The sequence below is a fragment of the Bacteroides faecis MAJ27 genome, from assembly GCF_900106755.1.
In the GTDB taxonomy this organism is placed as follows: domain Bacteria; phylum Bacteroidota; class Bacteroidia; order Bacteroidales; family Bacteroidaceae; genus Bacteroides; species Bacteroides faecis.
Window position 1 is genome coordinate 98788 of sequence record NZ_FNNN01000001.1, and the last position, 22704, is coordinate 121491.

A 22704-nucleotide genomic window follows, 5' to 3' on the forward strand; every position below is an offset into this window, starting at 1 on the left:
AATAGCCCTCGCTACAACGATCTGTGGCGAGGGCTATTTTTAATAAAATAAGGGTTTCGACAACCCTTATTTATTATTTCATTTATCATTTGGTCATCATCTTCTTTTCCGCACTCTTCAATCCTTTCAGAGAAGCTTTGACCTTCACATCACCACCGGTTTGACTGGAACGTAATATAGCCATCACAAACCCTTGATGCAGCTTCTTATGATTTCCGGAGAAAAGCTCATCGGTCATGTGATCACCATTATCTACAGCAATCAGTCTGGCTTCACCTGAAACTTCAAAAGTGACTTCACCTTCGGCAGCAGGTACTACCCGTCCTTTACCATCAACAGCATATACCTTCACATACTGCAAGTCCATTCCATCTGCCTTCCAGTCTGCATTTTCCAGTTCTATTTTCAGCGCTTTTGCCTTACCTGTCGTTTCCAACAGATGACGTGCCACTTCTTTTCCATTGTTACGGGCTATCGCCAGTATATTTCCTCCTTTGCCATAAGGTATGTCTTTCCAATAGATCATATTGCGGCTCTGTATATCATCTCGTTTATTCTTCTGAATGCCGAAAGACTTTCCATTAACCAGCAATTCTACTTCGTCAGCATTTGTATAAGTGAACAGGTTCTGCTTACTTCCTTCAGGTCTGTTCCAATGAGAAGAAAGAGGCATACGGCCCACTGTGACATCATTCCATTCAATACTTTCTTTCTTACTATCTACTACTCCGATATGAACCAGAGGTTCATCACTAAACGCACTTTTTATCAAATACGCTTGTGGATAAGGTTCCAAAGCATGATTAAAGAATGAATAATTCCAACCTTTTTTAGGCCACCCATTCGATTCTCCCCAGTATTCAATAGCTCCCCAATAAGCAAGTCCTACCATCTTATCCTGATCCATACCAAAGAAAGGAGCAGTAAGTTCACTACTTGTTGCCTCACTCTGATAAACGATCAATCCGGGACAAGCTTCGAGATACTTGGCATAATCAACATATTGATAGTTGAAACTGGCCACTTCGGTCACTGTAGACAGCTCAGGAGGAAGGATTTTCTTATTGAAGTCTGACTCTTTTCGACTGATGGCACCTGCCCGCGAAGGATACATAGCCACCGTTGTCTTACGGGTAGGGTCATAACGTTTCACAAGCACATCGAAAATTCGATAAGTCGTAACACCCCAATCACCGGTAGGAAATCCGGCCAGATCTTCCCGCATCTGCAATTCGTTGCCTATACTCCACATAATAACCGAAGGATGATTTCTGTCACGCTTGATCCATTCGGGAATCATCTTATACCATAACTGAGTAAAAGGAACCCGGCCTCCCCAGTAAGATTTATCACTCCACTTGTCAATCAATTCATCTACAATCAGGATACCATGCTTATCTGCCAATTCAAGGAAAGACTTCGAATAAGGATTGTGCGATGTACGGACATGATTATAGCCGAACTTCTTAAGTAATTCAAACTGTCGTTCAATAGCACGGTCGAATGCGGCTGCTCCCACAGCACCTAAATCGTGATGATTGGCAATACCTTTCAAGAATAACTTCTTACCGTTTAGTTTAAAGCCAAACTCCGGAGAATATTCAAGTGTACGAATACCAAAAGTCTCAGTTACATTATCGATAACTTTCCCCTTATGGAGCAATGTTATTTCTGCTTTATAAAGATTCGGAGTTTCACAAGACCATAACTGAGGATTGGAAACAGCAACTATCGGAAGAGGTACCTCAACGGTAGCCAACTTGTTTTTCTTAGGAGCCATTCCCTTTGTTTCCGTTACCAGTTCACCTTTCGGAGAAAAAATTCTGGCATTGATTTCTATATCCAGCTGCTTCCCACGAATACCTTCCAACTCAACCTGTACATTAATATCAGCACTTTGTTCAGTTATTTTAGGAGTAGATATAAACACTCCATGACGGGCTATGGAAACGGAATCTTTTACCAACAGATGGACATCCCGGAACAAACCTCCTCCTGTATACCAGCGTGATCCTCCTTTATTGCCTGTAGAAGCACTGACAGCCACTACATTATCTGCATCATATCTAAGCAATTGGGTGATATCCGTTTCGAATCCAAGATAACCATAGTCTGTACTTCCTACTTTCTGACCGTTCACCCAGACATCACCCACTAACATAATTCCCTCAAAATCAAGCAGTACTCGTTTTCCTTTCCACTCAGGTTCAGCTTTGAAAGCCTTACGATACCAACCGGTTCCCATCGCTTTAAAGCCACGCGCTCCACCCGCACCCTGGTTCCACGGCTGTTCTATTTGAAAGTCATGAGGCAAATCCAGCACACGCCAATTACTATCATCATAGTTCAAGGAATACGCATCCTTCAAATCGCCAGCCTGGAATTTCCATCCGAAATTAAACAATCGGGACAAACGCACTTGTTCACCAGTATCTTGTGCGATGAGCAAACTAAATTGAAGAGTCAATAAAGATAATAAAATCAGTTTTTTCATTTGGTGCATATTAATAATTTCATAGTGTCACAAAGATAGGTTCGATTTCAATATCAGTACATAGAAGTTTGTACATTTACATAGATTATTCATCACTTATCACCCGTAAAAACGATAAAGTCTCAGGTAGCCGCAAACTACCCGAGACTTTCGTTTAAATATGATCACTTACTTTTTATACAAACCAGACCCTAAATAAAAAAATCAATTAAACAAGGAATGATCCGGCAGTTTTCCCAAAAACAGAGATGAACCCAAAAACAAATTAAAGTTCATATATGAACTTTTTTACTCAGTCTTTATGATTCTCCATTTGATAAGTTATCTTCTTTTCTACTACATTTTCAACATTACTTACTTTCTTCACAAACTTCTTAACCGACCCGACCTTTACATTTTTGATTTGCACATTCTTTACAGGCAGTTCAGCATTTCCTTTCAGCTCATAAACGGCGTCTGCCGACTCACAGTTTACTTTATCCATATAGATACCATCAATGCGAGTGATTCTCTTTTCGTATGTCGGCACTAAATCTTTCCACTGATAAAGTACCTCCGTATCTATTTCAAGTACCCGCTGTGCTGTACCTGCCTCTACATTTTTCATATAGATATTCTCAATAAATCCTCCTCTGCGATGATTGGTCTTCACAAAGAAAAGACGCATCACAGAATTAGGTGCCGTACAGTCGTGCATATAGATATTCCGTATACCACCGGAAATCTCACTACCGATACCCAGTAATGTGTGTCCTTTCAATATCCGGCAGTTACGGATAACTATATTCTCGCAAGGTGTATTCAACCGCCACGCATCCTGATTACGACCCGCTTTGATTACGACAGCATCGTCTCCCTGGTCAAAAGAACAATCTTCGACCAGAAAGTTACGGCTCATCTCAAAGTCAATGCCATCATTATTATGTCCATGTGCCCGTACATCCAGATTACGTACCATTCCTCCGTCGCACATATAGAGATGAATTGTCCAGAAAGGACTCTCACGTATTTTAAATCCGTCCAGCATTACATTCTTACAGCGATTGAAATGTATCAGATGCGGACGCAAATGATTTTCGCCAACAGCCATCTGACGTTCAATGACAGGCACATTGGTAGAAGCTTTTGTATACAAATCCTTCAATGCTTCCAGATGAGGTGCAGGGCGTTTAAACCATACTTTCCATGTTCCCATCTTCGGCTGCAACGTTCCTTTACCACTGATTGCCACATTTTCACATTCGAATGCATACAACAGAGGTGAATAATTATAGCACTCCAGCCCTTCCCATGAAGTCATGACTGCCGGAAGATAATCTTCCGGATTATCGGTGAAACTCAATACAGCATTTTCTTCCAAACAGAGGTTTACATTGCTTTTAAAGTGTACGGGGCCCGTCAGCCAAGTGCCTGCCGGAACAACAACACGCCCGCCGCCCGCTTTATTACATGCGTCAATAGCAGCAGCAATCGCCTGGGTATTATTTACTTCCCCACCCGGTACAGCTCCAAAATCAGTAATTTTAAAATCCTGCTCCGGATAAATAAAAATCTTGATCGGCTGCATCGGAAAAGGAGCTTTTACTTTGACAGTCTTATAGTGATCTCCTGCCACAACCATGGTAACGGACAACAGCCCGAAACACATGCTTACCATCCATCTTAAAAAGTTCTGTTTCATTATTATATCGTATTTAAATTTATCCAATCCATTTTATTTTCGACTTTTCAAAGTCACCTTTATCACATCTCCATACGGATCAAAATCAAAAAGAACCTTGTCACCGGTAACCTGTACAGGCAATTTTCTTTTCCCTTGTTTTACAGTCACTTTCTTTATATCCTTACCGGTAATCACCATTGTCAATGGTTCTACAAAAAGTTTCTGATCCAATTTCAGTTCCGGAGTTATCAACAGGGTATTCTTTTTATTCACAACATCCAGTTTCGTTTCTTCTCTTTCTCTGATATAAGAAGCTACTTCCCGAAACGTTCCTACCCATATTTCATTCTCTCTCGCTTTTACCTGATCCCAATGATCCCACAAGCGTTGAGGATTGCGAAAAGCATCATAACCATAAGTTAGGCCATGTGTCATACCTACTCCCCAGTCATTTGTCTCAATCAGGGTATTCATCCATTTTTCCAAATCCTGCAGAGTCGATTTACTTCCAATCGAACGTTGATGAGTTCTTGTTCCTACCCGATTCTGTACGGCAATCCTCCGCCCTTCCGCTTTTTTATTATTATTGGGATAGCAGAAAGTACGAGGCATTACTCCTGTATTTGCAAAGATAGCACTATCATTCTTTAAAATATCCTCTTTGATTTCTTCAATCGGGAAACGTGCGAAGTTTTTATGCGCCCAGCCGTGATTGGATATCTCATGCCCCTTATCAGACATTTCCTTAAGTTGAGGCCAAGTCATTCTTGTAGTGTCGGTTATATTCCTGTTATCTTTGTTTATATTGGAGCCGCATATCCAGAATGTTCCCCGAAAACCTCTCTTTTCCAGTTGGGGAGCAACCAGTGTATAGTGCTCCGCCAATCCATCATCAAAAGTATAGCTGATGGCACAGGCCTTGTCCTGTTTATATCTGGCAACGTATACATTCCAATCTGCCCCCGACATATAGCCGGTGCAGAACAACAAACTCAAAATAAAGAGTGAAAACTTTTTCATCGTTCTATCGTTTTATTGGTTTATCTTCACATTATTCATTGTCAATGAATGGATGATGCTCTGATCCACATTTCCTTTCTTAGCCCGTACTGTCAGATTCTCAAAATGGAAATCGGACAATTTATATTGGTTGGACTTCTTCACATTAAAGAAGACATTGCAATCGATATCAAGGTTGCGCATCGTAATATTATTGGAATAAGAAAGGGGAATATCCTTGCGGTCTTTCAAGTCGTAGAACTGTGTCCAAGGAGCTATATTCAGACAATTCTGCACATTCCCTGTGATATCTTCTACCAAAATATACTCATATTTTTGCGGTGTATCCGGGCGCATTTTAAGAGTCAGGAGAGCACGTGCCTTATCCACCTTACAACGGCGGACAATCACATTCCGACTATGAATGGATTCACTGCCACAGGTGAAGGCGCTATGACAGAATCCATAAGTACAGTCTTCAATAATAATATTATAATTTTCTCCATTATTGTCATCTTTATCCGCCCAAGGTCCTTTTCCGCCTTTTAAGGCTACTGCATCATCATTGACAGACATATAACAGTTCTTTATCAGCACATTATTACAAACATCCAGATCCACCGCATCTGTACTGGGAGCTTTTACGGGGCTGGCAGGCGAGGTAATGCGGAGATTCAATAATTTCAGGAAACTGCATTTATAGAAATGAGTGCTCCAGAAAGGAGAATCCATAATCCTGATTCCTTCAATCTGAACATTTTTACAGTTGGACATATAAATAATGCGAGGACGCATTTCTTCCATATTCGTGCAATCCGGGTTTATGGAACGGCGCAACCAGAATGACTTCCAATACCGGAGCCCGTTTCCATTCAAAGTTCCCTTTCCCGAAATAGTAAATCCATCCAGTCCGTCTGCATTTACCAAAGCCATAAAGTAGTTCAAAGTTTGTCCCTCCATACGGGTCATTTTCACCGGGAAATGACTGATGTCATCACTCCCCTTTAATACCGCATTTTCCTCCAGATATAAATGAGTATTATTCTTAAAGAAAAGCGATCCGCTTAAAAAGGTACCTTGGGGAACTACTATCACTCCACCCCCATTCTGTGCAGCCAGATCAATTACTTCCTGTATCTTCTTCGTCTGCACCACCGTACTGTCGTTCACTACCCCATAACTGGTTATACTATATTTCTTTCCTAAAGCATTCACATTCACTTCCTTGTTTTCCCTGAACCATTCAGGGATTGCCTTGCCGTCAGGAAAAACCTCCTGAGCCACCATTTGTGTACAACACAAAATCAATACCAGTCCTACAATTTGTTTCATTACCTATTTATCTTTTTATACTTATCTATTATTAATCAACACCTCACATTGAAAACACCAATACTCCTGCGGTTGGGATCTCTTCAGTTCCTACCAGTACCTTACTTTCCTCCGGTACGCTGAATGTATAAGGACGGTCGGAATAATTCAGCACAATCCCCAGCCCGTTCCGGTATTCCAGCGTTACTCCATAAGGCAAATCCATCACAGGAATTTGTAGCTGTGCATATAATTTCTTCAGGATATCCTTTTCCAACGCACCATTGTGGCTGTCCACTCCGACATACGTTACAGTGCCTTTACCCAGTTTTCTGAATGTGACGGCAGGACCACCTTCATAAAATTCCCGGGTGTACGTCGCCCAGACCTGTGCATCTGAGGCGGGAATCAGAATTTCACCCCATGTATTCCACGTATATTCCTTTCCGTTCATGACGACAGTACCCGGATTCTCCGGTAGCAGCAGGTCATAAAAGTTCATTTCATTGCCGGTCAGAGGAGTAACCATAGAACCGAAAGGAGCTTCCGGTAAACGTCCATAACGGTCTTTCTGGGCCGTGCGACAGGTCAACACAAGATTACCGCCATTCTTCACGTAAGCAACCCATCGGTCTACCAATGCCTTATCAGCCAGTTGGTAAGCAGGAGCTATCACTACAGGATACTCCGTCAACTCCTTCTGTTCGGAGATAAAATCAACGGGAGCACCAAAGGACTTTAAAGTCCGGTAATACTTCTCTATATGTGCAAAAGTATCCCATGTACGGTTCTGTTTCTGCCGCTCGATACTCCAGGAATTCTCGTGGTTGAAAAGGATGGCGGTATGACGTGCCAGATAGTCAGCAGGCTTCGTTTCGCGCGGAGCATAATGTTTCCGGAGTTCCCTTATCTCTTTTATAAAGGTTTCATATTCCCTTCCGCCGGGAGTGACGCTTACCCCATCCGTTCCTACTATTCCATAATGATACTGCTCTGTACCGTACAGAGGCTGGCGATAGCGATACGTACAGATAAAATCGCTTCCACCGGCAAATACACTCCACATCCACAGACGGACAGCCCCCGGAAGCGGTTGCGGATTAATGCCACCCCAGTTCACTTGTCCCGGTTGCAACTCCATCACTCCGTACGTACCCTGTATAGGACGGAAGAAGTCATTCGCCCAGGCAATACGCAATGGATTTCCGACCCGATATCCGCGGCGTCCGATCCCCTCGTTGTCGCCATACACCATATAACGTGTATAACTCTGGAAATCAAGTGCAGGACTACCGCCGATATGTCCTTCATCATAGTTGGGGATATAGTTGGTAGTAATCCACTGGTTCTTTGCATATTTTCTGATCAGCAGGCATTGCTCATTCAGAAAATCATTGGTCTGCGCAGCGGCAAAACGACGATAATCCAGAATCTGATGATGATTCATAAACATCTGGACACGCTTAGGAAGAGTGATTTCATCAAAAGAGGAATAAGCCTCACTCCAGAAAGCCGTTCCCCATGCATCGTTCAGCAACTGAATGTCATGATTGTATTTTGTACGGAGATAGTCGCGGAAAGCAAGCTCCGCTTTCGGATTATAATCAAACTGTACGGCTGGTTCATTATCAAGCTGCCATCCCACAATACGGGAATCACTTCCGTAATGCTGTGCCAGTTTCTCAATCATCTTATACGATAATTCCCGATAGAGCGGCGAAGCAAACGAGGCATGCTGGCGGGCACCATGGTCGAGAACGGTACCATCTTCATTCTTCAACAGAATTTCAGGATATTTCCGGCTCATCCATACGGGCGGAGTAGCGGTAGAAGTACACATGATGACCTTCAGATCATATTTGGCTGCAAGAGCCACAGCTTTATCGAGCCAGGAAAAATCGTATCGTCCTTCTTCCGGCTCCAGCTGCGCCCATGCGAACTCTGCAAAGTGGGTAAACTCGAATCCCAGTTCATGCATCTTCTTGAAATCACGCTCCCACTGGCTTTCATCCCAGTGTTCGGGATAATAATAAACCCCAGTCAATGTCAGATCCTTATCATTGAACCAAGAAGAAGTTTGTGCTTTTGCAGACTGCATTCCCCCGGAAAGGGCTAAAATACCGGCACAAAAGACTGTCAGAATTTTGCTCTTCATATTCTCTGTCATTATAGTTATTACACTGTTTTAGTTATTCATAAATCTTCCATTCCCACAAGCCGGCATCTCCCCGACGGATATGGAGACGAAGATAGCGGGCTTCACCGATGGCACCGGCAATATGCGGAGACCGTGCCTGTACCTTGCCCTGTTCGGCACATGTCTGCCAATTCTTTCCATCTGCAGATTTCTCCAGCCTCCACGCATGCCCTTCTGTGGGACGGGTAAAGAAGAAATGACATTCACTTACTGTCCGTACTTCTTTCAAATCTACTGTAATAAAGGGACTGCTGTCCGTATCAGCTGCCAGCCAACGGGTTCCGTTTGATTCGTCCGCCACATGGGCAGCCTGATAAGTATGTGTACGGGTATAATTCTTCACTGAGCCTTTATCCGGCAGGGGCTGATTGGGTTGTGTTTCTATGCTGACCGTTGAAGTACGCGGTGCTTTCTCACTGGAAGCATAAAAGTGCGACTGCAATGCCAGATTTTTTCTCGTTTCCTGCGGAGCAGCCAGACAGCCTACTCCCCGTGCGTCCGGTACCAGCGTCCTGATGGTCCCGTCTTCATCAAATTCCATCCGGTTGGCATATACCTGCCGGGTGGTACCTCCATCTCCATATTCAAGATAGACGAAGATATATGCATCGGTTCCCTCATCATAGAACACATTGCCATGCCCCGGTCCCCAAACCTGATTTTCAGGGGCAGAGAATAAAAAGATATCATTGCCTTCCGGTTTGACAAAGCCTGTCAACGGAGACTCACGACTCATCATGTAGGCATTGGCATAATTCTGATGACCGCTTAAGGTATATACATAGTAGTAAATACCTTTTCGCTTGAACATCAGCGGGCCTTCAGAGTATCCCTGACGGGCAGTTTTGATACTGACCGGCTCACCCTCTATGTGCAGCTTATCATCCGAAAGACGGGCGGCAAACCTGCGCCGCCAGAAAATATATCCCTTCCCATCCTCATCGACAAACGGTTCTCCATCGATATCCGGTACAATAGCGGGACTATCCGCTTCCGCTGTTCCGGGCACAGACAGTCCTTTTCCTTCAGCAAACCGGAAAGGGCCATCCGGACGATCGGCCACAAGCACATACGTACCCATCTTCTCGTCCGGTTTTACAAATGTCACGTACAGATAATACCTGCCGTCCTGTTCAATCACTTTTCCGGGAGCCCAATACCGGAAATATCCTTTTTTCTTTTCACCTTTGTCATTTACATATTCATATCCTTTCGCCCAGTCGAACCCGCGAATGTGGGAACCTTCAAAACTCCAGTTTACAAAATCTTTCGACTTCCACACTACCGGAGTGCCGGCACGTCCCAATCCGTAGTCCAAATCTGTCGTACCATACAAATAGTACGTATCGCCGAACTTGGAGACAGAAGGGTCTGCCAGATTATCGGGGATCAACGGATTGTAAGCCCGGTTGGCAACCAGCGCCTCTACTACGGAAGCATCCACCGCAAAAGCGGTTCCGTGACGGATTCCTCTCGGAAAAGAAACCTGATCGGACACGTCTTCCCACGTTTCACCATGATCCAGCGAACGGACTGCACCGTAGCGATGATCACGATACTTATCAAAATATACATAAAGCGCATCACCGACAAAAAGAGGTGCCGGTCCTTCCGCCCAATACTTTCCCGTAATGGGGACCGATACCTTCGTTGGAAAACCTTTGGCCAGATCTTTGGTACGTGTCACACGCAGGTTTTTCTCCGGAGGATTGGAGTTCTCATTCTTAACGACCATGATCAGGTCTCCCTCTTTCGGGTCTTTCACGATAGCCGCATCAATAACACTAAAATCCGGATTGAAAAACATCTTTGTCTTTGAGAAAGTGCGGAAATCCTTCGTAGTGACATAGTACATGCGATGGTTCAGCCCCTTCTCACTTTCGCTAGTGGGCACTTCTTTGTGACGTCCGGGGATAGTAGTCGCCCAAAAGATATAATACGTTTCCGAAGCTTCGTCATAAAAGAGTTCCGGCGCCCAACAATTATGGGCCTTCGGTTCATGCATCATCACCGGAATGGCTTGTTGTTCACTCCAATGAATCAAGTCACGGGAAGAGGCATATCCGATAATCCGGTCCGTCCAGCTGGAAGTCCAGACCATGTGAAATGTTCCGTCGGGAGCTTGGCATATACTGGGGTCACGCATCAATTTATCTTTACCAACAGCCGGAGTCAGAAAAGAGCGTCCGCCGTTCAAAGGAGTCCAGTTCAGTCCATCATAACTGTAGGCAAGATGCAGACCGTCCTTACTGTCATTGATAAAATAAGAAAAGAGATAAGCAGTCTCACCTGCCGAGATTGTCATTACTGACCAGAGAGTTAAAGCCATCCAGGCAAATACTTTTTTCATGGTTCACCTTAAGATTAAAAAGTTTACTTCGCAAAGATATGGCATCCATCAGAAAATCAGAAATCAATGATAATGGAGATATTATCACATTCATGTAGTTTCGTACACCAACCGTCAGAAAAGCCATTTTTAGCACAATATTCTATGTATCTGTACATCTTTCTATTTTATTGATTCTCCAAAACCCCTACTTTAGCACCAGATTTTAAAACATAGTGAGAAACATATCAATCCTACATATCATGAAACAACTTTTAGTAAGTATTGCCATTGTATTCGCCTCTGTACTGACTGTAGGAGGGCAAAACTCTTCTTTCAGCCTATCCGGGACATGGGATTTCCAAATTGACCGGCAAGATGCGGGTGTGAAAGAACAATGGTTCAATAAATCGCTCGACGAATCTATCAACCTGCCCGGTTCCATGCCCGAAAAACTGAAAGGGGACAACGTAACCGCACGCACCAAATGGACAGGAAGTTTATATGACAGTTCTTACTATTTCAATCCTTACATGGAGAAATACCGGATAGAAGGGCAAGTCAAATTACCTTTCTTCCTGACTCCCGACAAACACTATGTAGGTGTCGCCTGGTATCAAAAGAAAGTGACAATTCCATCCGACTGGAAAGGGGAGCGAATCATTCTTTTCCTGGAGCGTCCGCATATCGAAACGACCGTATGGGTAAACTCTAAGAAGATGGGTATGCAGAACAGTCTTTGTGTTCCTCATGTATACGACCTGACTTCGGCAGTCACTCCCGGCAAACCTTGCCGGATCACTATCCGGATCGATAACCGGATTAAAGAAATCAATGTCGGTCCGGACTCACATAGCATCACCGACCAGACACAGGGCAACTGGAACGGTATCGTAGGCAAAATCGAACTGCAAACAACACCTAAAGTCTATTTCGATGACATACAGGTATATCCCGATCTGAGCAACCGGAAAGCGCTGGTACGTATGAATGTGAAATCCTCTTCCGCTGCCAAAGGAGAAATAACGCTTTCTGCCGAAAGCTTCAATACAGATACCCGGCATAAGGTAGCCCCTGTTCAACAGACATTCCGTATCCAGTCAGGAGACAATCGGGTAGAAATGGAACTTCCGATGGGAAAAGACTTCCTGACATGGGATGAATTCAACCCGGCACTCTACAAGCTGACGGCTACACTGAGCAGCGGCAAGCAGTCTGAAAGGAAGCAAGTGCAGTTCGGCATGCGTGATTTTAAGATAGAAGGAAAATGGTTCTACGTCAACGGACGGAAGACAATGCTCCGCGGTACAGTGGAAAACTGTGACTTCCCGCTTACAGGCTATGCGCCGATGGATGTGGCTTCATGGGAACGGGTTTTCCGCATCTGCCGCAGCTACGGACTGAACCACATGCGCTTCCACTCTTTCTGTCCGCCGGAAGCAGCTTTCATTGCTGCCGATCTGGTCGGTTTCTACCTGCAACCCGAAGGTCCCAGCTGGCCCAATCATGGTCCGAGACTGGGCAACGGACAGCCTATCGACAAGTATCTGATGGACGAAACGATCGCTTTGACTAAGGAATACGGAAATTACGCCTCTTATTGCATGCTGGCGTGTGGCAACGAACCTTCCGGTCGTTGGGTACCCTGGGTAAGCAAATTCGTCGATTACTGGAAAGCAACCGATCCCCGCCACGTATATACAGGAGCCTCTGTGGGAGGCAGCTGGCAATGGCAACCTCACAATCAATATCATGTGAAAGCCGGAGCACGCGGTCTCAGCTGGGCCGGCTCGCAACCGGAAAGCATGTCCGACTACCGTGCCAAAATCGATTCCGTGAAGCAACCGTATGTATCTCATGAGACCGGACAATGGTGCGCATTCCCGAATTTCAGCGAGATACGCAAATATACCGGAGTAAACAAGGCCAAGAACTTTGAAATCTTCCGGGATATCCTGAATGACAATCACATGGGCAGCATGGGACACGACTTCATGATGGCTTCGGGCAAACTTCAGGCAATCTGCTACAAACACGAGATTGAAAAGACACTGCGTACACCCGATTATGCAGGATTCCAACTGCTGGCACTGAATGACTATTCCGGTCAGGGAACTGCATTGGTAGGTCTTCTGGATGTCTTCTTTGAAGAAAAAGGCTATATCAACGCAGATGAGTTCAGACGCTTCTGCAGTCCGACCGTCCCATTGGCACGCATTCCCAAATTCGTGTATACCAACGATGAGACTTTCCATGCCGATATCGAAGTGTCGCACTTCGGGGCAGCCCCCTTGCAGGGAGCCAAAACCGTGTACAGCATCAAAGATGAATATGGCAAAGTATACGCTCACGGAACAGTAGGTACTCAGGACATACCTGTCGGAAATCTTTGCCAGCTGGGAAGTGTAGATATGAAACTGAACGGCATCACTACACCGCAGAAATTGAATATGGAGATTCGTATTGAAGGCAGCAACGCTATCAACGACTGGGACTTCTGGGTATATCCTGCACAGGTAGAACTGACTCAGGGGAATGTATATACTACCGACACACTAGATGCGAAGGCCATCTCCATTCTGAAAGAAGGAGGAAACGTACTGATTACGGCAGCCGGAAAAATCCAGTACGGCAAGGAAGTGAAACAATACTTCACCCCTGTCTTTTGGAACACTTCCTGGTTCAAGATGCGTCCACCCCACACCACGGGTATCTTCCTCAACGAATATCATCCGCTTTTCCGTGAATTCCCGACAGAATATCACAGTAACCTGCAATGGTGGGAACTGCTGAACAAAGCACAAGTGATGCAGTTCACCGGTTTCCCGGCAGACTTCCAGCCGACTATTCAGAGCATAGACACCTGGTTTATCAACCGGAAAATCGGAATGTTGTTCGAAGCCAACGTACTGAACGGCAAAGTGCTGATGACCAGCATGGACATCACTTCAAAACCGGAAAAACGAGTAGTTGCACGCCAGATGCATAAAGCAATTCTGGACTACATGAATTCCGACGCTTTCCGCCCGACAGCGAACATTGCTCCGGAACTGATTCAGGAACTATTCACCAAAGTAGCAGGAGACGTGAAATCTTACACCAAAGATTCGCCCGACGAACTAAAACCGAATATTAATTAAACTTATTGATTACTGATATGAAAACAATCTTCGCAGGGCTTCTGCTCCTGATGGCAACGTCTATCGGTGCTCAGGAACAAGCCCGGACATTTCAACTGGCAGACGCTCCCCGCTACAGCGAGGAAACAGGATATGGATATGACCTCGCAGCTACGCCCGAAAAAGGAAGCAAAGCTCCTTTCTTCTTCTCGGTCCGTGTGCCGGACGGCAACTACAAAGTAACCGTACGTCTCGGAAGCAAGAAGCAGGCAGGCGTAACCACTGTACGAGGTGAATCACGACGTTTATTTGTCGAGAATCTACCCACCCGGAAAGGTCAGTTTGTAGACGAAACATTTGTCATCAACAAGCGGAATCCACGCATTTCCGACAAAGAATCGGTACACATCAAGCCGCGTGAAAAGACCAAACTGAACTGGGATGACAAGCTGACACTGGAGTTCAACGGTGACGCTCCCGTATGCCAAAGCATCAGCATTGAACCTGCCGACCCGTCTGTGATTACCGTATTCCTATGCGGCAACAGTACGGTGGTCGATCAGGACAACGAACCGTGGGCAAGCTGGGGACAAATGATTCCTCACTTCTTCGGCACCGACGTCTGCATAGCCAATTATGCCGAATCCGGCGAATCGGCGAATACCTTTATCGGAGCCAAACGGCTGGCAAAAGCGTTAAGCCAGATCAAAAAGGGAGATTATCTTTTTATGGAGTTCGGCCACAACGACCAGAAGCAGAAAGGACCGGGCAAAGGAGCTTACTACTCCTTCATGACCAGCCTGAAAACATTTATCGATGAGGCACGTGCCCGCGGAGCGCATCCTGTACTCGTCACTCCTACCCAGCGCCGCAGTTTCGATACGAACGGGCACATCCGCGATACTCATGAAGATTATCCGGAAGCCATACGCTGGCTGGCAGCCAAAGAAAATGTTCCATTGATCGATCTCAATGAAATGACGCGCACTCTGTATGAAGCACTGGGACCGGACACTTCCAAACGTGCTTTCGTCCACTATCCGGCAGGCACTTATCCGGGGCAGACCAAGGATATCGCCGACAATACGCATTTCAATCCTTACGGTGCTTATCAGATAGCCAAATGCGTCATCGAAGGAATGAAGAAAGCCGTACCCGAACTGGCGAAGCATCTCAAAATAGACCCGGCATATGATCCTGCACATCCGGACGACGTGAATGCGTTCCGCTGGAATGAATCACCTTTCACGGAAATAGAGAAACCGGACGGCAATTAAAAGAATCCTATATTAAAGAACTATATGAGAATCAAAAACATCCTTCCCCTACTGCTGGCAGGCTCGTTTATGGTAGCGTGCACCCCGGCAAAACAAGCCGGAAACAGCTTCGAATGGGGACAGGTACCTCAGCAACCGGACTTGTCGTGGGCAGACAGCGTAGGCAGTCGCCAACTTCCCGGAGACAAGATGATTATATCCGCCAATTCTTTTGGCGCAGTAGCAGACAGCACTGTACTCAGCACGGAAGCCATTCAGAAGGCAATCGACAGTTGCGCTGTCTCCGGCGGAGGAACTGTAATCCTGCAACCGGGGTATTACCAGACAGGCGCCTTGTTTGTGAAAAGCGGTGTCAACTTGCAAATCGGCAAAGGGGTGACTCTGCTTGCCAGTCCCGACATCCACCATTATCCCGAATTCCGTTCGCGCATAGCAGGAATAGAGATGACATGGCCGGCAGCAGTAATCAACATTGTTGACGAGAAAAACGCTGCCGTCAGCGGAGAAGGTACCCTGGACTGCCGGGGAAAGGTTTTCTGGGACAAATACTGGGAAATGAGGAAAGAATATGTGGCCAAAGGGCTCCGCTGGATTGTGGACTATGACTGCAAACGGGTACGGGGCATCCTCGTCGAACGCAGTTCGGACATCACACTAAGCGGTTTCACTCTGATGCGTACAGGGTTCTGGGGATGTCAGATTCTTTATTCCGACTATTGCACCATAGACGGATTGACGATCAACAATAACATCGGCGGTCACGGCCCGAGCACGGACGGCATCGACATCGACTCCTCCTGCAACATTCTGATCGAAAACTGTGACGTGGACTGCAACGACGACAATATCTGTATCAAATCGGGAAGGGACGCAGACGGACTGCGCGTGAACCGTCCGACTGAGAATGTGGTAGTGCGTAACTGTACCGCCCGCAAAGGAGCAGGACTTATCACCTGCGGCAGCGAAACTTCGGGCAGCATCCGCAATATATTGGGCTATGACCTCAAAGCGGTCGGCACATCGACCGTACTGCGGTTAAAAAGTGCCATGAACCGTGGAGGAACCATAGAAAATATCTACATGACCCGCGTCAGCGCGGAAAATATCAGTCAGGTATTGGCGGCAGACTTAAACTGGAATCCGAGTTATAGCTACAGCACCTTGCCTAAAGAATATGAAGGCAAAGAAATTCCGGAGCACTGGAAAGTGATGCTGACTCCGGTAGAACCGCCCGAAAAAGGATATCCGCGTTTCCGCAATGTATATCTGTCGCAGGTAAAAGCGGAAAATGTAGATGAATTTATCTCTGCTTCCGGCTGGAATGATACGTTACGTCTGGAAAACTTCTATCTTTACGGCATCGAAGCGCAGACCAATAAACCGGGAAAAATCTGCTATACGAGAAACTTTAATTTATCGGGAATCACATTGGACGTCAAAGACAGGGATGCCATCGAATTAAAGGAAAACGAACAAAGTAATATCCACTTCGACTATGTTAAAACAACTACTGACCGCCGTACTGCTGGCAATCTGCCTCATTAGCGTACAAGCGCAGCCATTGACTCCTCCCGCCGGAACCTTCCGTCTGGGAATTTCGAAAGGAGCCGACAGTCATTGGCTGGCTCCTCAGGAAAAAGTAAAAGGAATCACTTTCCTGTGGAAAGCCTTGCCGGATACCCGTGGCTTTATCCTCGAAGTAACAGTCGCTTCCTTACAGCAGGCCGACACCTTATTCTGGAGTTTCGGAGACTGCCGTCCGGACATGGATATCAATGTATTCAGTGTAGAAGGACAAGCCTTCACCTGCTACTACGGTGAAAGTATAAAACTCCGTACCTTGCAGGCCGTCACTCCCACTGACGACATCCGTCTAAGCAACGGTCATCAGGACAAGACCCCTTTGCAGCTCTACGAATCGGGAAAACGAACAGACCGCCCTGTTCTTGCAGGTCGCTGTCCGCTCACAGCAAACGGGAAGCTTTATTTCTGTTTCTACGAGCAAAACGCCCAAGCGGATTATAATTATTTCATGTTGCCGGAGCTTTTTAATAAAATAAAGAATGAACTCAAAACCAAATAAGAAAAGAATATATCTATTACTCACTCTGCTGGCCAGTTGCCTGTATTTGCAGGCAGCAACCTACAACGTCAGAGACTTCGGAGCAAAAGCGGACGGAAAGACTATTGACTCTCCCGCCATCAACCGTGCCATCGAAGCCGCGGCACAAGACGGCGGAGGCACCATATATCTTCCTGCCGGAGAATATGCCTGTTATTCCATCCGGCTGAAAAGCAACATCCATCTCTATCTGGAACAGGGCGCACGCATCATCGCCGCTTTCCCGGGCAAGGAGGAAGGATATGACCTGGCAGAGCCCAACGAGCATAATAAATATCAGGACTTCGGACACAGTCACTGGAAGAACTCGCTCATCTGGGGAATCGGTCTGGAAAATATCACCATCAGCGGTCCGGGACTGATCTATGGCAAGGGACTGACCCGTGAAGAAAGCCGTCTGCCGGGAGTAGGCAACAAAGCTATCAGCCTCAAAGACTGCCGGAATGTCACGCTGAAAGATTTCTCCATGCTCCATTGCGGACACTTCGCCCTGCTAGCCACCGGTGTGGAACATCTCACCCTGCTGAACCTGAAAGTAGATACCAACCGCGATGGATTCGATATCGACTGCTGCCGCAACGTACGCATCAGCCAATGCACGGTCAATTCTCCGTGGGATGATGCCATTGTTCTGAAAGCCTCTTATGCATTAGGACGTTTCAAAGATACGGAAAACGTAACGATCAGCGATTGCTACGTCAGCGGATTCGACAAAGGAAGTGTACTGGACGGAAGCTGGCAACTCGACGAACCACAGGCACCCGACCACGGATACCGCACCGGACGTATCAAGCTCGGAACGGAAAGCAGCGGAGGATTCCGCAACATCGCCATCACCAACTGTATATTCGAACATTGCCGGGGACTGGCACTCGAAAGCGTGGACGGCGGTCATCTGGAAGACATCGTTATCAGCAATATTACCATGAGGAATATCGTGAACGCTCCTGTCTTCCTCCGGCTTGGCGCGCGAATGCGTAGCCCCGAAGGTACTCCCGCAGGAAGCATGAAACGCATTCTTATCAGCGACATCAACGTATGGAATGCCGACAGCCGTTATGCTTCTATCATCAGCGGCGTGCCCGGAACCTATATCGAGGACGTGACTTTCCGCAACATTCATCTATATTATAAAGGTGGATATAGCGCGGAAGACGGCAAACGTGTTCCGCCCGAACAGGAGAAAGTATATCCCGAACCCTGGATGTTCGGCACGATTCCCGCCAAAGGATTTTATATCCGCCACGCAAAGAACATAACTTTCGACGGCATCCGCTTCCACTTTGAACAGCCGGACGGACGTCCGCTCTTCGTGACTGACGACGTAGAAAACATTGAATACTATCATACACCCACAGAATAATGAATAAAAAACAACTGATATTCCTCTGCATGCTCGCAGCAGGCGGAAGTGTACAAGCACAACAGTGGCCGGATGCTCCGGCAGAAGCCCGCCCCGGCACCAGATGGTGGTGGCTGGGAAGCGCTGTCGACGAGAAGAACCTGACTTACAATCTCGAAGAATACGCCCGTGCCGGCATGGGCGCCGTAGAAATCACTCCCATTTATGGAGTGCAGGGCAATGACGCCAACGATATTCAGTTTCTTTCTCCCCGATGGATGGAAGTGCTCAAACATACACAAGCGGAAGGAAAGCGCACCGGCATCGAGATCGACATGAATACCGGAACAGGATGGCCCTTCGGAGGACCGGAAGTCAGCATCGAAGAGGCAGCCAGCAAAGCTATCTTCCAGACGTATGAGATAGAGGGAGGCCAGGAAATCGTACAGGACATCAATGTAGCTGACAAGAAACAGCAACCTTATTCGGTATTGAGCCGCGTGATGGCCTATGACGGAAACGGGCGGTGCATCAATCTGACTTCCCATGTCAGGAAAGACAAACTGGAATGGAAAGCTCCCGCCGGAAAATGGAAAGTGATAGCCCTTTATAACGGCAAGACACGGCAGAAGGTTAAACGTGCCGCTCCCGGAGGAGAAGGATACGTGATGAACCATCTTTCCAAAAGTGCGGTCAAAAGCTATCTTTCCCGGTTCGACCGCGCTTTCAAAAGCAGCAAGACGAGTTATCCGCATACATTCTTCAACGACTCCTACGAGGTATATCAGGCAGACTGGACAGAAGATTTTCTGGATCAGTTCGCCCGCAGGAGAGGATATAAGCTGGAAGAACACTTTCCGGAGTTCCTGGACGAAAGCCGTCCGGAAGTCAGCCGCCGCATCATATCCGATTACCGGGAAACGATTTCCGATTTACTGCTGGAAAACTTTACCCGTCAATGGACGGACTGGGCACACAAGAACGGAAGCATCACCCGCAATCAGGCACACGGATCGCCTGCCAACCTGATTGATGTTTACGCAGCCGTAGACATTCCCGAATGTGAAGGATTCGGTCTGTCTCAATTCCATATCAAAGGATTACGCCGGGATTCACTGACCAAGAAGAATGATTCGGACTTGTCGATGTTGAAATATGCCTCTTCTGCTGCCCATATTGCTGGAAAGCCCTATACTTCTACCGAGACATTTACATGGCTGACGGAGCATTTCCGCACTTCCTTGTCGCAATGCAAACCGGATATGGACCTGATGTTTGTTTCCGGCATCAATCATATGTTCTTTCACGGAACTCCCTATTCGCCCCAAGAAGCCGAATGGCCGGGATGGCTGTTTTACGCCTCTATCAATATGAGCCCGACCAACAGTATCTGGCACGACGCTCCTTCTTTCTTCGATTATATCACCCGTTGCCAGAGTTTCCTGCAAATGGGTAAACCGGATAATGACTTCCTTATCTATCTGCCCGTCTATGATATGTGGGAGGAGCAGCCGGGACGTTTGCTGCTATTCAGCATTCATCACATGGACAAACTCGCCCCCAAATTTATAAATGCCATCCACCGCATCAACAACAGCGGATATGACGGAGATTATATCTCTGACAACTTCATCCGCAGCACCCGTTTCAAAGACGGCCAGTTAGTCACTTCCGGCGGAACCGGCTACAAAGCACTGGTTGTGCCCGCCGCCCACTTAATGCCGAATGACGTTCTGGCTCATCTGCTGAAACTGGCGCAACAAGGAGCTACCATCGTATTCCTCGAAAACTACCCGACAGACGTGCCGGGATACGGTCAGCTGGAACAGAAGCGCAAGACTTATCAACAAACGCTGCAAAAGCTGCCTTCCGTATCATTCTCCGAAACAACGGTCACCCCGGTGGGAAAAGGCAAGATCATTACAGGAACGGACTATGCACGCACTTTGGCGAGTTGCAATATTCCGCAGGAAGAAATGAAAACCAGGTTCGGACTGCAAGCTATCCGAAGGGTGAACGATAACGGCCACCATTATTTCATCTCTTCCCTCCAAGATAAAGGAGTGGATGATTGGGTGACACTGGGAACAAAAGCCGAAGCCGCCGCCCTCTTCAATCCCATGACAGGCGAATGCGGAGAAGCACGTATACGCCAGACTGGAGATCAGACACAAGTCTACCTCCAGTTGAAATCCGGTGAATCGGTGATTTTGCAGACTTATCAACAGCCGTTGACAGGCGCCAAATCATGGAAATACATTCAGGAACAACCGTTCAGCCTCAGCCTGAATCATGGCTGGAAACTGCATTTTGCCGAAAGCCAGCCGGAAATAAAAGGTACATTCAACATCGACCGCCCTTGTTCGTGGACGGCCATTGACCATCCGGCAGCCAAAACCAATATGGGAACCGGTGTTTATTCATTGGACATCGAATTGCCTGCCTTGCAAGCTGACGACTGGGTGCTCGACTTAGGAGATGTCCGCGAAAGTGCCCGTGTCCGGATCAACGGACAGGAAGCAGGCTGCGCATGGGCAGTACCTTATCAGCTAAGGGTAGGCCATCTGCTGAAATCAGGAAAAAACCACATCGAGATAGAAGTCACCAACCTTCCTGCCAACCGAATAGCCGAACTGGACAGGCAGGGAGTGCAGTGGCGCAAATTCAAGGAGATCAATATCGTCGATCTGAACTATCGTCCGGCTAACTACGGTCATTGGGCTCCCATGCCTTCGGGACTAAATAGTGAAGTCCGGCTGATTCCGGTAGATTATTTATCTTTTTAGACACACTGAAGTTATTATCTAAATCTACTCTCAGTTCAAGATAAGGCAATATACCTTGATTCCCCTCTTTTCAAAAAGGAGGGGATTTTTTTGCTCTCAACAGTAATTATGCACGACTTTTGCTCCCATGCTCTCACTATCCGTCTGTATCCTCCTGTTCATCGGCGTTACAGTGATGAGAGCGAATGTGGTAGCAGAGTGAGAGATAACTGTTGCCCTCACTTTGTATCATCCAGGTTTCGCAGAGCCCTTTACACCAGGGGAGTCAATCGAAGTAGTTTCATATAGGGAAACTAAAAGTTTCAAGTAATGAAACCAAGAGTTTCAAGCAGAAGAAACTGTTGTTTCAAGCGGGGAAACTAAAGTTTCAAGCCATGTGGAACTGAAGTTTCAAACGGTAAGAAACTGTTGTTTCACCGCATGAAACCGGTATTTGAACTATATCGAATGAATAACCGCTAAGAACCTGCGATCTGAACAGTGAGAGCAACAGCTTGCTCTCACTCTGCTACCACATTCGCTCTCATCACTGTAATACCGATGAACAGGAGGATACAGACGAATAGTGAGAGCATGGGAGCAAAACTCATATTAAATCTATTGGGAGAGATAAATTAGTTGAAACAGAGTTAAGTTCAACCGATTTCCTCTTCATTCGACTTCGTTTGTTCTGTTTGTAATTCTTTCAATTTTATGATTTCTATAGCATTCTGAACATATTCCCGTGTCAATACCAAACGGGCCATAACACGATCCGAGCAGGGTGATGCATCATCTACAAACTCATCAATAAGGACATTAAGGAAACAAAGTGTGCAATTAAGATCCTGTTTTGACGACTCATCAATACTTTCAATTTGTCCAAAGCTGGGCCAGTTGTCTTTAAGAAAGGCAAGTTTATCGGTGGTGTTCTGCAAATCAGTCTTCATCAAGCAGGTACCGGAACAAGTAGGGTCATCCATAATTATTTGTTTTTTTATTTGTGTGTATTTCCGCACGCTTTCAAAAGAAAAGCGTGGAAACTATTACCACATTACCCCTCGCTGGCTCTGGTAGGGCCGTACT

13 protein-coding genes are annotated in these 22704 nt (G+C 46.4%); 6 read left to right on the plus strand and 7 right to left on the minus strand.

Annotated elements, in window-relative coordinates; all coding sequences use genetic code 11:
• Positions 1-85: 85 nt before the first annotated feature.
• From BLW31_RS00280 to BLW31_RS00305, 6 genes are all read right to left on the minus strand, one after another.
• On the minus strand, positions 86-2494 hold the full coding sequence (locus BLW31_RS00280; RefSeq protein WP_010536739.1) for a glycoside hydrolase family 2 TIM barrel-domain containing protein: 2409 nt from the start codon (positions 2492-2494) through the stop codon (positions 86-88).
• 292 nt (positions 2495-2786) lie between these two features.
• Complete coding sequence (locus BLW31_RS00285) at positions 2787-4175, minus strand: alpha-d-galacturonidase (protein ID WP_022302207.1); 1389 nt, start codon at positions 4173-4175, stop codon at positions 2787-2789.
• Positions 4176-4208: 33 nt separating this feature from the next.
• The gene (locus BLW31_RS00290; RefSeq protein ID WP_010536737.1) at positions 4209-5177 is read right to left on the minus strand and encodes a polysaccharide deacetylase family protein; all 969 of its coding nucleotides are present in this window, start codon (positions 5175-5177) and stop codon (positions 4209-4211) included.
• A 12-nt stretch (positions 5178-5189) separates the two neighbouring features.
• The gene (locus BLW31_RS00295) at positions 5190-6488 is read right to left on the minus strand and encodes a rhamnogalacturonidase (RefSeq protein WP_010536736.1); all 1299 of its coding nucleotides are present in this window, start codon (positions 6486-6488) and stop codon (positions 5190-5192) included.
• Between the two features lie 43 nt (positions 6489-6531).
• Positions 6532-8634 carry a beta-galactosidase gene (locus BLW31_RS00300; protein ID WP_010536735.1) on the minus strand — a complete coding sequence of 701 codons (2103 nt, stop codon included), beginning with the start codon at positions 8632-8634 and terminating at the stop codon, positions 6532-6534.
• A gap of 22 nt (positions 8635-8656) precedes the next feature.
• Positions 8657-11014 carry a family 43 glycosylhydrolase gene (locus tag BLW31_RS00305; RefSeq protein ID WP_029425318.1) on the minus strand — a complete coding sequence of 786 codons (2358 nt, stop codon included), beginning with the start codon at positions 11012-11014 and terminating at the stop codon, positions 8657-8659.
• A gap of 242 nt (positions 11015-11256) precedes the next feature.
• Between BLW31_RS00305 and BLW31_RS00315 the strand changes: the two genes are divergently transcribed.
• From BLW31_RS00315 to BLW31_RS00340, 6 genes are read left to right on the plus strand one after another with little or no spacing between them, the layout of a single operon-like run.
• Positions 11257-14133 carry an exo-beta-1,4-galactosidase gene (locus tag BLW31_RS00315; protein WP_010536733.1) on the plus strand — a complete coding sequence of 959 codons (2877 nt, stop codon included), beginning with the start codon at positions 11257-11259 and terminating at the stop codon, positions 14131-14133.
• A 17-nt stretch (positions 14134-14150) separates the two neighbouring features.
• On the plus strand, positions 14151-15389 hold the full coding sequence (locus tag BLW31_RS00320; RefSeq protein WP_010536732.1) for a rhamnogalacturonan acetylesterase: 1239 nt from the start codon (positions 14151-14153) through the stop codon (positions 15387-15389).
• A gap of 24 nt (positions 15390-15413) precedes the next feature.
• On the plus strand, positions 15414-16934 hold the full coding sequence (locus BLW31_RS00325) for a glycoside hydrolase family 28 protein (protein WP_010536731.1): 1521 nt from the start codon (positions 15414-15416) through the stop codon (positions 16932-16934).
• On the plus strand, positions 16885-17472 hold the full coding sequence (locus tag BLW31_RS00330; protein ID WP_010536730.1) for a DUF4450 domain-containing protein: 588 nt from the start codon (positions 16885-16887) through the stop codon (positions 17470-17472). Before BLW31_RS00325 ends, BLW31_RS00330 begins: the two co-directional genes overlap by 50 nt.
• A complete protein-coding gene (locus tag BLW31_RS00335) occupies positions 17453-18874 on the plus strand; it encodes a rhamnogalacturonidase (RefSeq protein ID WP_010536729.1) in 1422 nt (473 codons plus the stop codon). Before BLW31_RS00330 ends, BLW31_RS00335 begins: the two co-directional genes overlap by 20 nt.
• Entirely contained in the window at positions 18874-21639 is a 2766-nt protein-coding gene (locus BLW31_RS00340) for an alpha-L-rhamnosidase (protein ID WP_010536728.1), read from the plus strand. Before BLW31_RS00335 ends, BLW31_RS00340 begins: the two co-directional genes overlap by 1 nt.
• Positions 21640-22274: 635 nt before the next feature.
• On the opposite strand, the gene BLW31_RS00345 is transcribed toward BLW31_RS00340, so the two are convergent.
• Positions 22275-22601 (minus strand): hypothetical protein, encoded by a 327-nt coding sequence (locus BLW31_RS00345; RefSeq protein WP_010536727.1) that lies wholly within the window; start codon positions 22599-22601, stop codon positions 22275-22277.
• Positions 22602-22704: the final 103 nt, after the last annotated feature.

Excerpts from the sequence above, each read along its gene's own strand:
- BLW31_RS00325 (WP_010536731.1), top strand. The coding sequence starts at position 15,414 with ATGAGAATCAAAAACATCCTTCCCCTACTGCTGGCAGGCTCGTTTATG.
- BLW31_RS00300 (WP_010536735.1), bottom strand. The coding sequence starts at position 8,634 with ATGACAGAGAATATGAAGAGCAAAATTCTGACAGTCTTTTGTGCCGGT.
- BLW31_RS00335 (WP_010536729.1), top strand. The coding sequence starts at position 17,453 with ATGAACTCAAAACCAAATAAGAAAAGAATATATCTATTACTCACTCTG.
- BLW31_RS00315 (WP_010536733.1), top strand. The coding sequence starts at position 11,257 with ATGAAACAACTTTTAGTAAGTATTGCCATTGTATTCGCCTCTGTACTG.
- BLW31_RS00320 (WP_010536732.1), top strand. The coding sequence starts at position 14,151 with ATGAAAACAATCTTCGCAGGGCTTCTGCTCCTGATGGCAACGTCTATC.
- BLW31_RS00330 (WP_010536730.1), top strand. The coding sequence starts at position 16,885 with ATGTTAAAACAACTACTGACCGCCGTACTGCTGGCAATCTGCCTCATT.
- BLW31_RS00290 (WP_010536737.1), bottom strand. The coding sequence starts at position 5,177 with ATGAAAAAGTTTTCACTCTTTATTTTGAGTTTGTTGTTCTGCACCGGC.
- BLW31_RS00285 (WP_022302207.1), bottom strand. The coding sequence starts at position 4,175 with ATGAAACAGAACTTTTTAAGATGGATGGTAAGCATGTGTTTCGGGCTG.
- BLW31_RS00340 (WP_010536728.1), top strand. The coding sequence starts at position 18,874 with ATGAATAAAAAACAACTGATATTCCTCTGCATGCTCGCAGCAGGCGGA.
- BLW31_RS00295 (WP_010536736.1), bottom strand. The coding sequence starts at position 6,488 with ATGAAACAAATTGTAGGACTGGTATTGATTTTGTGTTGTACACAAATG.
- BLW31_RS00280 (WP_010536739.1), bottom strand. The coding sequence starts at position 2,494 with ATGAAAAAACTGATTTTATTATCTTTATTGACTCTTCAATTTAGTTTG.
- BLW31_RS00305 (WP_029425318.1), bottom strand. The coding sequence starts at position 11,014 with ATGAAAAAAGTATTTGCCTGGATGGCTTTAACTCTCTGGTCAGTAATG.
- BLW31_RS00345 (WP_010536727.1), bottom strand. The coding sequence starts at position 22,601 with ATGGATGACCCTACTTGTTCCGGTACCTGCTTGATGAAGACTGATTTG.